Annotated in this window: 10 protein-coding genes; 6 read left to right on the plus strand and 4 right to left on the minus strand. The window is 40.9% G+C overall.

Features of this window, described 5'->3' with window-relative positions; translation table 11 throughout:
- Positions 1-8 precede the first annotated feature (8 nt).
- The 6 genes from rplI (at position 9) to BLW60_RS00245 (ending at position 7,872) form a co-directional block, all read left to right on the plus strand.
- Complete coding sequence (gene rplI / locus BLW60_RS00220) at positions 9-455, plus strand: 50S ribosomal protein L9 (RefSeq protein WP_074713912.1); 447 nt, start codon at positions 9-11, stop codon at positions 453-455.
- A 12-nt stretch (positions 456-467) separates the two neighbouring features.
- On the plus strand, positions 468-1,823 hold the full coding sequence (gene dnaB, locus BLW60_RS00225) for a replicative DNA helicase (protein WP_074713913.1): 1,356 nt from the start codon (positions 468-470) through the stop codon (positions 1,821-1,823).
- Between the two features lie 2 nt (positions 1,824-1,825).
- On the plus strand, positions 1,826-3,160 hold the full coding sequence (gene tilS, locus BLW60_RS00230) for a tRNA lysidine(34) synthetase TilS (RefSeq protein ID WP_207645897.1): 1,335 nt from the start codon (positions 1,826-1,828) through the stop codon (positions 3,158-3,160).
- A 56-nt stretch (positions 3,161-3,216) separates the two neighbouring features.
- On the plus strand, positions 3,217-5,088 hold the full coding sequence (ftsH, locus tag BLW60_RS00235; protein ID WP_081348094.1) for an ATP-dependent zinc metalloprotease FtsH: 1,872 nt from the start codon (positions 3,217-3,219) through the stop codon (positions 5,086-5,088).
- 239 nt (positions 5,089-5,327) lie between these two features.
- A complete protein-coding gene (gene rpsO / locus BLW60_RS00240) occupies positions 5,328-5,594 on the plus strand; it encodes a 30S ribosomal protein S15 (RefSeq protein WP_074713915.1) in 267 nt (88 codons plus the stop codon).
- 163 nt (positions 5,595-5,757) lie between these two features.
- On the plus strand, positions 5,758-7,872 hold the full coding sequence (locus tag BLW60_RS00245; protein ID WP_074713916.1) for a polyribonucleotide nucleotidyltransferase: 2,115 nt from the start codon (positions 5,758-5,760) through the stop codon (positions 7,870-7,872).
- 92 nt (positions 7,873-7,964) lie between these two features.
- Here BLW60_RS00245 and BLW60_RS00250 read toward each other — a convergent pair whose 3' ends face one another.
- From BLW60_RS00250 to prfA, 4 genes are read right to left on the minus strand one after another with little or no spacing between them, the layout of a single operon-like run.
- Entirely contained in the window at positions 7,965-9,368 is a 1,404-nt protein-coding gene (locus tag BLW60_RS00250) for an aminopeptidase (protein ID WP_074713917.1), read from the minus strand.
- A gap of 53 nt (positions 9,369-9,421) precedes the next feature.
- Positions 9,422-10,069, minus strand: coding sequence for a dephospho-CoA kinase (gene coaE / locus BLW60_RS00255; RefSeq protein ID WP_081348058.1), 648 nt, complete (start codon positions 10,067-10,069; stop codon positions 9,422-9,424).
- Positions 10,066-11,079, minus strand: a complete 1,014-nt coding sequence (locus tag BLW60_RS00260) for an L-threonylcarbamoyladenylate synthase (protein ID WP_074713918.1) — start codon at positions 11,077-11,079, stop codon at positions 10,066-10,068. Before BLW60_RS00260 ends, coaE begins: the two co-directional genes overlap by 4 nt.
- 5 nt (positions 11,080-11,084) lie before the next feature.
- Positions 11,085-12,158, minus strand: coding sequence for a peptide chain release factor 1 (prfA, locus tag BLW60_RS00265; protein WP_074713919.1), 1,074 nt, complete (start codon positions 12,156-12,158; stop codon positions 11,085-11,087).
- Positions 12,159-12,171 lie beyond the last annotated feature (13 nt).

The following is a 12,171-nucleotide window of genomic DNA, read 5'->3' on the forward strand; positions in this document are numbered from 1 at the left end:
GTATAGATATGAAAGTTATTTTTTTACAGGACGTAAAAGGATCAGGAAAAAAAGGCGAATTAAAGAATGTTGCAGACGGCTACGCTCGTAATATGCTTATCCCAAAGGGTTATGCGGTAGAGGCGACCGCAGAAAATATGAATAAACTTGAAGGCGCTCAGGCTTCTGCTCAGCATAAGATTGATATGGATGTTCAGGCTGCAAAAGAAGCTGCTGCAAAACTTAAAGGCAAGAAGGTTAATGTAATTGCAAAAGCAGGTTCTAACGGCAAGCTTTTCGGTTCAGTTACAGCTGCACACGTTGCTGAGGCTATTTCAAAGCAATTCGGTGTACAGTTAGACAAAAAGAAGATCACACTCAGTACAGATATAAAGAATTTCGGCTCTTATACAGCCGCAATAAAGCTTTATAACGGTATATCCGAAACTATTGATGTTGAAGTCAGCGAAGGCTGATCGGTGGATAATATGGACGAAAATGAGATCCTGCTCTCGACTCGTGAGCTTCCTCACAGTATTGAGGCTGAACAATCCGTTCTGGGTGCTATAATCTCTCAGCCGTCAGTTCTTTCAGATGTAATTGAACTGATAAAACCGGAATACTTTTACAATGAACAGCATAAAGCACTATACTCAATAATGCTGCAAATGAATTCTATGAGTCTTCCTGTTGATATAGTTACAGTGCTCAATGAAGCGGAAAAACAACATATTTTTGAAAGTCCTGCCGAGGGCAGACGCTACCTTGCCGAAATAGGCAATTTGCTCCCCTCAACATCCAATATACAGAGTTACTGTAAGATAGTTGCTGATAAATACTTCCTCAGAAGTCTCAGCTATGTTGCAAGAGCTATACTTGATGATGTACAGTCAGGTGAGCAAGATGCACAGCTTCTTCTTGATGCTGCCGAGCAGAAAATATATGATATAAGACAGGGCAGAGATGTCAAAGGACTTGTTCCCCTTTCTGATGCAATTGCAGAAGCATATGACAGACTTGGCAAAATATCTGGTCCCGATAAAGAAAAATATGTTGGTGCAAGAACAGGTTTTACCCTTCTTGACAGCATAACTTCGGGACTTAACAAGTCCGACCTGATCATTATTGCTGCACGCCCCGGTATGGGAAAAACATCTTTTGCCATGAATATTGCTACCAACGTAGCAAGACGCTCTGAGAAAGAAGTTGTTACTTTCAATCTCGAAATGTCAAAAGAACAGCTTGCAACAAGAATTCTTTCTACAGAAGCTCTTGTTGAGTCAAATACGCTCAGAAACGGTCGAATAACAGGTGAAGACTGGGTAAAACTCGCCACAAGCGCAGGATATCTCAGTACTATCCCCCTTTACATCGACGATACTGCAAGTATGACCGTTCAGCAGATGAAAGCCAAGCTGAGAAGAACTAAAAATCTCGGTTTAGTAATTATAGACTACCTACAGCTTATGGAATCAACTTCACATTCCGATAACAGAGTTACTGTTATCAGTGAAATAACCCGTCAGCTAAAGGTAATGGCTAAGGAACTTAATGTACCTGTAATACTTCTTTCACAGCTTTCACGTGCTGTTGAGAGCCGTACAGATAAAAGACCGATGCTGTCTGACCTTCGTGAATCAGGTTCTATTGAGCAGGATGCTGATATCGTTCTGTTCCTTTATCGCGAAGCATATTACAACAAAGAAAGCCAGCGTCAGAATATATCAGAATGTATCGTTGCCAAAAACCGTCATGGTGAAACAGGTACAGTTGAGCTGATATGGGACGGTCAGTATACACGATTCTCAAATCCTGATTATAATGAAGTTCCTGAAAACGTATGAATATGTTAACCAAGGTTTACAACTTTATTTTAAAAAATGAACTGCTTACTGCCGGAGATACTGTTGTATGCGGACTATCTGGCGGCGCAGACAGTGTTGCTCTCCTTTTAGTTTTGAATGAATTAAAAGAAAAGCTGAATATCGATGTACAGGCAATCCATGTAAATCACTGCTTACGTGGAGCTGAAAGCGACAGAGATGAGAATTTCTGCCGTGAATTATGCCAAAGGTTCAGTATACCGTTTAAGGCTGTATCATGCGATGTTAAATCACTTTCAGCTTCGGAAGGTCTCTCTGTGGAGGAAGCCGCAAGAAAGCTAAGATATAAGATTTTTGAAGAAAACTCGCAGAGCAAGAAACTTGCTACAGCCCACAATGCCAATGATAATCTTGAAACAGTAATTCTGAATTTATCTCGCGGTACGGGAGTAAAGGGGCTATCAGGTATTCCTATGATCAGAGGCAATATAATAAGACCGCTTCTGACTGTTACTCGTCAGGAGATCGAAGAATATCTTTCTATGCGAGAACAGTCATATGTTACAGACAGTACAAATCTGTCTGATGACTATACAAGAAATAAGATCAGGCATAAGGTAGTTCCGCTGCTGTCAGAGATCAATTCATCGGTAAATGATACATCTGTAAATACTATAAACAATATAAGAGAAGAAAATGAGTTTATAGAAAAAATCGTCACCGAAGCAGAAGAAAAATGCAGAAATGGCAATAAAATCACTGGTTTGAGTATCTATGATGCTGTGATCAGAAAACGCTGTATTTCTCGTTTGCTTGCGGATAATCACCTTCCCTACTCATTCAGACGACTTGAAGAAGCTGATGATATTCTGAAAAATGGTGGAAAAATAAATATTTCCGGTTCTTTTTTTCTTCTATGCCAAAATGATGTACTTGAACTAAAAGAGTTAAAAAAGCCCTTAGAAGTCATTATTTCGACAAATATTAACATTGGAGAAGATAATATAATAGGCAGCTGTATTGTAAAATGTGATGTTGTTGAATGTGATAATTTGAAGAAAATTGAAGCTGTTAACAAAAAATCCACATTTTATGTTGCTGATTATGATAAAATAAGAGGTAAGCTTATTGTCAGAACAAGAAAGTTCGGCGATAAGATCAAACTAAAAGGAAGAGACTTTACTTCTTCCGTAAAAAAGCTGATCAATGAAAAAATACCTGCTGATGAACGTGCGGATCTTCTGTTTATTGAAGATGAATGTGGGACCATTCTTGCTGAAAAGATCGGTATTGCCGACCGTATTTCACCCGATACAAATACAGCCAGGTTTTTAAAAATTTCGTTTATACGATCGTAAGAAATGGAGAGGATAATTTGACACCAAAGAAAAGCAAGGGTATCTTTACCTATCTCATGCTGATTATTGCAGCCGTTTTCCTGCTTATTTATGTAAGCTCAAGGCTGAACTCAACAAACAATAAAACAGAATACTCTGAGATCATAAGTCTTTTTGATAATTATCAGGTATCATATTATGAACTTGATCTCGGAACAGGTGATCTCACCTATAGGGTTGGTAACGAAGAAAAGGAAAGACATTATACTGTTCCTAATGTAAATATATTCCTTGAAGATACCAAGGACTATCGTCAGGAATATAATAAAGACAAAGAGAAGGATCAGCAGCTTGAACAGGATTATATCAAAATAACCGACAGAACATGGCTGTACTCTTTGATCCCTGTTATTCTTACAATACTTCTCGGCGTTGCTATTCTCTATTTTATGATGAAGCAAAGCGGCGGCGGCGGTAAATACACAAGCTTCGGCAAAGCCAATCTGAAAAGCAGTGCAAGTGCAAGAAAAGCTACATTCAAGGACGTTGCAGGTGCTGATGAAGAAAAACAGGAGCTTGTTGAGATAGTTGACTACCTTAAAAATCCTAAGAAATACACTGATCTCGGTGCTAAAGTACCAAAGGGCGTTCTTCTTTTAGGACCTCCAGGTACAGGTAAAACTCTCCTCGCAAGAGCAGTTGCAGGTGAAGCAGGCTGTCCGTTCTTCCCTATTTCAGGTTCTGACTTTGTTGAAATGTTCGTCGGTGTCGGTGCTTCAAGAGTAAGAGACCTTTTTGAACAGGCTAAAAAACACGCTCCTGCTATCATATTTATTGATGAAATTGACGCTGTAGGTCGTCACAGAGGCGCAGGTCTCGGCGGTGGCCACGATGAGCGTGAGCAGACACTTAACCAGCTTCTCGTTGAAATGGACGGTTTTACAGGCAATGAAAGCGTAATCGTTATTGCTGCTACTAACAGACGTGATATCCTCGATCCGGCTCTTCTCAGACCGGGCAGATTTGACAGACAGATAGTTGTAGGCTACCCTGACGTTAAGGGAAGAGAAGAAATTCTCCAGGTACACGCAAAAAACAAGCCTCTTGGTCCAGATGTAAATATCAAGACTATCGCACGTACAACTCAGGGCTTTACAGGTGCAGATCTTGAAAATGTCCTGAACGAAGCCGCTCTCCTTGCTGCAAGAAATAACCGTCTTGCTATCACAGAAGCTGATATTGAAGAAGCAACTATGAAGGTAATTGCAGGTCCGGAAAAGAAGTCACGAATAGTTACAGAGCACGACAAGCTTGTAACAGCTTATCATGAAGCAGGTCATGCAGTTGCTGCTTATAACCTCAAAACTCAGGATAAAGTTCATCAGGTAACAATTATCCAGCGTGGTATGGCTGCCGGACTTACAGTCACAAGACCTGATAACGATGACCGCCACGTTTCAAGAAATCAGATGCGCGAAAGCATTGTAATGCTTCTCGGCGGCCGAGTTGCAGAAGAACTTTTCATTGATGATATCTGTACAGGCGCTTCAAACGATATTGAACGCGCAACTGCAACAGCTCGAAACATGGTTACAAGATACGGCTTCTCAAAGAAGATAGGAACTGTTGTTTACGGCTCCGATAACGATGAAGTTTTCCTCGGCAAGGATTACGGCCATACAAGAAACTACAGTGAAGCTGTTGCTGCTCAGATAGATGAAGAAGTACGTTCTATTATTGAAAAAGCTTACAACGACTGTACCGAGCTTATCAAAGCAAATGCTGATAAAATGCATTTACTTGCAAAGTACCTTCTCAAATACGAGAAGATCGACGGTGATGACTTTGAAAAGCTTATGCGCGGTGAAATATCTGAATCTGTACTTTATGATAACGATAATACAACAGATACTGCAACTGAAGTAAACGAAAACAATACTGATATCTGAGCAACATTACAATAAAAAAGACTTATACCGTCCCCTTTAGTATATGATATCCTCATATACTAAAGGGGAATTTCTTTTCTGGATGCTACAATTTTAAAAAATCATATTTTTCTAAAAAAGTACTTTACAAAAGATAAATTTTATGGTATAATATTATCACCGTGTACTTGGTTTGAGGCTTGTCCTCGATTTTCACCTCATTCTGAGTTAACGGAATATTTTATTAAGAGGTGCTTCAAATGTTATTGAAGGATGAAAAGACAGCCGTTATTGAGGCTAACAGAACACACGAAAACGACACAGGTTCTCCTGAGGTTCAGATTGCTATTCTTACAAGAAGAATAAACGATCTTACAAACCACCTCAAGAGCCACAAGAACGATCACCACTCAAGAAGAGGTCTTCTCAAGATGGTTGGTCACAGACGTAATCTCCTCGGTTATCTCAAGAAGAAGGATATCGAGAGATATCGTGCTATCGTTGAGAAGCTCGGTCTCCGTAAGTAATTACAGTGTGAATGAAGGCAGCGGGGTATTTATATCCTTCTGCCTTTACGTCTATCAGAGTAAGGGATTAGAAGTCAGAGGTAAGGGTTGTGATATATCTTACTTTTACCTCTAACTTCTAAAAGCTCTCCTCTGATAAATATAAATAAATGGAGGAAAACAGATGTTTGAAAATTACAGAACTTTTGAAACCACCTATGCCGGCAGACCACTTATTGTCGAAACTGGTAAGACTTGCGGTCTTTCCAATGGTTCATGCTGGGTAAGATACGGTGAAACTGTTGTAATGGCTAACGTTACAGCAAGCGCAAAGCCAAGAGAGGGCGTTGATTTCTTCCCTCTTTCAGTTGACTATGAAGAAAGACTTTATTCTGTAGGCAGAATTCCGGGTTCATTCACAAAGCGTGAGGGCAAGCCTTCAGAGAAGTCGATCCTTACTTCAAGATGTGTCGACAGACCTATTCGTCCACTCTTCCCAAAGGATATGAGAAATGACGTTTCAGTTGTAATGACAGTTCTCGCAGTTGAGCCTGATAACTCTCCTGAGATCGCTGGTATGATCGCAACTTCTATTGCAATTTCTATTTCCGATATTCCGTGGAATGGTCCTATTGCAGGTATCAATGTAGGTCTTGTTGACGGTGAGATCGTTCTCAATCCTACACTTGAACAGAGAGCTAAGACAGATCTTGTCCTTACAGTTGCAGGTACTGCTGAAAAGATCGTAATGATCGAGGCAGGTGCAAACGAAGTTCCTGAGGATACAATGCTCAATGCTATTCTTACAGGTCACGAAGAGATCAAGAAAATGGTAGCATTTATCAGTGATATCCGCGCTCAGATCGGTAAGCCAAAGTTTGAATTCGAGTCAATGGAAGTTGACCATGATATGTTTGATGCTATCGAAGCATTTGCAGTTGATCGTGTAAAATTTGCTCTCGATACAAACGACAAGAACGTTCGTGACGAGAGACTTGCCCCTATCGTTGACGATATCCACGCTAACTTCGACGAGAAGTACCCTGAGCAGATCGCTATGATCGACGAGTGTATCTATAAGCTACAGAAGAAGATCGTTCGTAACTGGCTCTACGAAGGCAAGCGTGTTGACGGTCGTGGCATTGACGAGATACGTCCGCTCGCTGCTGAAGTTGGTGTACTCCCTCGTGTTCACGGTTCAGGTCTCTTTACAAGAGGTCAGACACAGGTCCTTACAATTGCTACACTTGGTCCTGTAAGCGATGCTCAGAAGATAGATGGTCTTGATGAAGAAGATTCAAAGAGATATATGCACCAGTACAATTTCCCGAGCTATTCTGTTGGTGAAACAAAGCCAAGCAGAGGTCCAGGACGTCGTGAGATAGGTCATGGTGCTCTTGCTGAAAGAGCTCTTGCACCTGTTATCCCACCTGTTGAAGAATTCCCATACGCTCTCAGACTCGTTTCAGAAGTACTTTCTTCAAACGGTTCTACATCGCAGGGCTCTATCTGTGGTTCAACACTTGCTCTTATGGACGCAGGTGTACCTATCAAAGCTCCTGTTGCAGGTATTTCCTGCGGACTTATCACAAAGCCTGACAGCGATGAATTCATGACAATGGTTGATATTCAGGGACTTGAGGACTTCTTCGGCGATATGGACTTCAAGGTTGGCGGTACTCACAAGGGTATCACAGCTATCCAGGTCGATATCAAGGTTGACGGTCTTACACCAGCTATCATTAAGGAAGCATTTGAAAAGACAAGAAAAGCTCGTATTTACATTCTTGACGAGATCATGCTCAAGGCTATCCCTGAGAGCAGACCAACTGTAAATAAGTATGCTCCTAAGATGCTCCAGACTAAGATACCAGTTGATAAGATACGTGAAGTTATCGGTCAGGGCGGTAAGGTTATCCAGAAGATATCTGCTGACTGTGATGTTAAGATCGACATCAGCGATGACGGTAATGTATTCATCAGCGGTGTTGACGGAGATAACGCTAACAAGGCACTCCAGATAATCCATACAATCGCTAACGATCCTGAGGTAGGTGCTATCTACAAGGGTAAGGTAGTAAGAATTATGGACTTCGGTGCATTTGTTGAGATAGCTCCGGGCAAGGACGGACTTGTTCACATATCAAAACTTGACAAGCAGAGAGTTGAAAAGGTTGAGGACGTAGTTTCTATCGGTGACGAGATCGTTGTTAAGGTAACAGAGATCGACCGTCAGGGCAGAATAAACCTCTCACGTAAGGATGCTCTTGCTGATATAGAAGCAAAGAAGAATAACTAAATATAATGAAATCCGTGTACAAATGTACACGGATTTTTTTACATACTCAATTATAAAAAACTCCTCGGTAAGTCCGAGGAGTTTTTACTATATTAGTCAGCCATAAATACTGCAAAAGCTTTGTAAGCCATATATGTATCGATTTTTGATACTATTTCGTATGGTGCGTGCATCGAAAGTACAGGAACTCCAAGGTCGATAGTATCAACATTAAGGTTAGCGATATAAGCTGCAACTGTACCGCCGCCGCCTTCGTCTACCTTACCAAGTTCACCTGTCTGCCAAATAACATTCTCTTTATCCATAAGACGTCTTATGCGTCCTGTGAACTCAGCAGAAGCATCAGATGTACCTGCTTTGCCTCTTGCGCCTGTATATTTTGTAATAACAACACCGTGATTTATGTATGCACAGTTATTTCTTTCATTTACCTCAGGGAAAGTAGGATCAAATGCAGCATTAACATCTGCTGAAAGGCACTCAGAAGCAGAAAGCACCGTTCTTGCATCAGAGCCTAAATTTTCAGCTATATCAGCTATAAAGTACTCAAGATATGCTGATCTCAGACCTGTATTGCCGTCGCTTCCTGTTTCTTCCTTATCTGTAAGAACTGTAACAACTGTATGCTTCGGCTTTTTGCAATCAACTGTTGCAATTAATGCAGGATACGCACAAACCTTATCATCATGTCCGTATGCACCTACCATGCTTCTGTCAAAGCCGATATCCTTTGCTTTAAAAGCAGGAACTGCCTCAAGCTCTGATGAGATAAAATCAGACTCAGTAATACCGTACTTTTCAAAGAGTATATTCATAATATTAAGCTTTACAGAACCGCTTTCCTCATCATCTTTGAAAGGACGTGAACCTATAACTATATTAAGCTGCTCACCGGCTATTCCCTTAGCCATTGGCTTCTGCATCTGAGCTGAAGCAAGATGAGGAAGAAGATCGGTAACACAGAAAACAGGATCTTTATCATCTTCTCCTATATTTACAGGAACTGTAGTTCCGTCTGCCTTTATTACAACACCATGAAGTGCAAGTGGTATCGTTGTCCACTGATACTTCTTGATACCGCCGTAATAATGAGTCTTGAACAGAGCCATTTCCGTATCCTCGTAAAGTGGATTTTGCTTCATGTCAAGTCTTGGCGAATCAATATGAGCTGCACAAAGTCTTACACCTTCTGTGATAGGAGCTGTACCGATAACTGCTGCAAGTACAGCTTTACCGCGATTGCAGCGATATATCTTATCCCCTGCTTTTAGCTTCATACCTTCTTTAAACTCAACAAAGCCCTTCTTTTTCAGAAGGTCTATTGAATATATAACTACCTCGCGCTCGATCTTAGACTTATCCATGAAATCCTTATAGCCTTCACAAAATTTATCGCAGGCTTTAAGTTCTTTTTCTGAAATAAGGTGATAAGCATTTTTGCGCTGCACAAGAAGCTTTTCTTTAAGCTTTTTTACTGCATCTTTTTTTTCTGCCATTATAATGAATTCTCCTTTCGCAGAAATATATATAATCAGCCATTACAGCTGTATTATTGCACTTGTACGGGAGTCTGTTTATTATTATACAGCTCTCTGATCTTCGCAGATACCTCACACGCTATCCCGTTTACAGTATCAATATTGCCGTTATTATGAATAATGTAATCCGAATGACTTCTGAAAAACACTTCATCAAGCTGTGAATTCATTCTTCTACGTGCCTGATCCTGAGTCAGACCATCGCGCGAAATTATACGCTTTTCTCTTATATCAGCATCAGCAAGTACGGATATGATTATCTCACAGAAATCATCAGCACGGCTCTCAAACAGAGTAGGAGCATCAAGAAGTATGAGCTTCTCACCTTTCATTGAATGAACACGTATCTGACGAAGTATCTCTCCTGTGATATATGGATATGTAATTGTATTCAGAGTCTCAAGCTTTGCTTTATCCGAAAAAACAATAGCCGCAAGAGCTTTTCTGTTAAGTGTGCCGTCACTGCATATAACACCACTTCCGAAGAAATCCGCTATCTCATCAAGGCACTTTGTACCTTTCTCTACGACTTTACGTGCGACCTGGTCTGCATCGATTATAGAAAAACCATTTGATGCAAATACCTTTGAAACGGTACTCTTACCCGCACCTGTCTGTCCTGTAAGTCCGACGACCATAACTCCATTCAGAGAATTCATATCCTTATCACCTCGAATCCTGCCGCCCTAATAAGACGGTTATATACTGCAAGTCCTACTCCGCTGGTTTCCGGAGCACGAACATATACCTTTTTTGCACCTGCATCATCAAGTTCGCGAAGACGCTGAAATAGCAAATGTGCCTGTTCGGAACTATCTTTTCCGTAAGTCATATTTCTGTAAGGAAATACTTCACTGTCACTGTTGAAAATAAGAGAATAAACTCCTTCACCATTATGCTCGCCCACATAGGAGATAAACTTTTCAAGATCACTCTCGACCATGATTATATCTGCCTTGGGTGAATAGTGCTTATACTTCATACCCGGAGAAGCAGCCTTCTGACCTGCTTCCAGCTCATGCAGTATCGCATGGTCTATTATGACTTCACTGCAAACCTGTTCAAGCATTTCCTTTGTAATACAGCCGGGACGAAGAATTCTGGCTGTATTTTCGTTTTCAATAGATATAACTGTAGACTCAACACCAAACTCAGAACTTCCGCCGTCAACAACTGCTGATATCTTACCGCTCATATCTCTCATAACATGAGCAGCAGATGTCGGACTTGGATATCCCGAAGTATTTGCTGAAGGAGCAGCTATAGGCCGTCCTGATATTTCTATTATCCTGTGCATAACCTTATGAGACGGTACTCTTATACCAACTGTATCAAGTCCGCCTGAGGTTATCATAGGTATCCTATCATTCTTAGGAAGCACAATTGTAAGCGGACCGGGACAGAATTTTTCAGCAAGCTTATATGCAAGCTCAGGTATAAAGCTTGTATATTCCAAAGCCTGTGAAAAGTCAGCAAAATGAACTATTAAAGGATTATCTGCGGGTCTGCCCTTTGCTTCAAAGACTTTTCTGACAGCTTCCTCGTTGGAAGCATCAGCTCCAAGACCGTAAACAGTCTCGGTAGGTATACCAACGATATTTCCGTCTTTAATAAATTCAGCCGCTTTTATAAGGTCTGCTTCATTATCACTAAGTAAAACTGTATCCATAAAAACTACGCTTCCTGATTTGCGAGCTTGGCAGCCTGATCGGCAGTAGCAAGCGCATCAAATACTTCATCAAGATTTCCGTTGAGAATATCTTCAAGTCTGTATATAGTAAGCCCTATACGATGATCTGTAAGACGTCCCTGCGGATAATTGTAAGTTCGTATTCTCTCGGAGCGATCTCCTGTTCCGACCTGCATTTTTCTCTCCGATGCGATTTTTGCGTCGTGCTCCTCCTGCATAGCTTCGTAAATTCTTGAGCGCAGAATTTTCATTGCTTTATCTTTGTTCTTATGCTGGCTTCTTTCGTCCTGACACTCCACCACAACATTTGTTGGGAGATATGTTATTCTTACGGCAGACTCTGTTTTATTTATATGCTGTCCGCCTGCACCGCTTGCGCGGAAATAATCTATTTTTAAATCTGTGGGATTTATCTCAAGCTCTACATCATCAGCTTCAACAAGTACTGCCACAGTTACTGTAGATGTGTGTATTCGTCCCTGTGATTCAGTTTCGGGAACTCTTTGTACACGATGTACTCCGCTTTCATATTTAAGGCGAGAATAAGCTCCTTCACCTTCAATTGAAAAGCTTATTTCCTTAAATCCGCCAAGTTCAGTTGGATTTGCGTTTAATATTTCCTGCTTCCAGCCCATAGCCTCAGCATACATCGTATACATTCGGTACAGTGAATTTGCAAAGAGTGAAGCCTCCTCGCCGCCTGCACCGCCTCTTATCTCAATAATAACGTTTTTATCATCATTTGGATCTTTCGGAAGTAAAAGAATCTTTAGTTCCTGAGTTATTGAATCAATAGCTTCACGAGATTCATCAAACTCAGCCTGAGCCATTTCCTTGAAGTCCTTATCAAGACCGCCGCCGTCCAGCAGCTCTTTAGCTTCATCAAATGAAGCCTGAGCCTTTTTGAACTCACGATACTTTTCAATTATAGGCGTTAAGTTTTTGTATTCCTTCATAAGCTGAGCATACAGCTTATTATCATTAATAATTTCGGGATTGGATAATTTATCGCTTATCTCTTCATATTTCTGCTCCATCAAAGCAAGCTTTTCAAACATTCAGTATACTCCT

Origin of the sequence: Ruminococcus flavefaciens (assembly GCF_900108555.1) — a bacterium.
Classification (GTDB): Bacteria; Bacillota; Clostridia; order Oscillospirales; family Ruminococcaceae; genus Ruminococcus; species Ruminococcus flavefaciens_P.

Bases quoted from the DNA above. Each gene is read 5' to 3' on its own strand.
- rplI (WP_074713912.1), top strand. From the start codon at position 9: ATGAAAGTTATTTTTTTACAGGACGTAAAAGGATCAGGAAAAAAAGGC.
- dnaB (WP_074713913.1), top strand. From the start codon at position 468: ATGGACGAAAATGAGATCCTGCTCTCGACTCGTGAGCTTCCTCACAGT.
- tilS (WP_207645897.1), top strand. From the start codon at position 1,826: ATGTTAACCAAGGTTTACAACTTTATTTTAAAAAATGAACTGCTTACT.
- ftsH (WP_081348094.1), top strand. From the start codon at position 3,217: ATGCTGATTATTGCAGCCGTTTTCCTGCTTATTTATGTAAGCTCAAGG.
- rpsO (WP_074713915.1), top strand. From the start codon at position 5,328: ATGTTATTGAAGGATGAAAAGACAGCCGTTATTGAGGCTAACAGAACA.
- BLW60_RS00245 (WP_074713916.1), top strand. From the start codon at position 5,758: ATGTTTGAAAATTACAGAACTTTTGAAACCACCTATGCCGGCAGACCA.
- BLW60_RS00250 (WP_074713917.1), bottom strand. From the start codon at position 9,368: ATGGCAGAAAAAAAAGATGCAGTAAAAAAGCTTAAAGAAAAGCTTCTT.
- coaE (WP_081348058.1), bottom strand. From the start codon at position 10,069: ATGAATTCTCTGAATGGAGTTATGGTCGTCGGACTTACAGGACAGACA.
- BLW60_RS00260 (WP_074713918.1), bottom strand. From the start codon at position 11,079: ATGGATACAGTTTTACTTAGTGATAATGAAGCAGACCTTATAAAAGCG.
- prfA (WP_074713919.1), bottom strand. From the start codon at position 12,158: ATGTTTGAAAAGCTTGCTTTGATGGAGCAGAAATATGAAGAGATAAGC.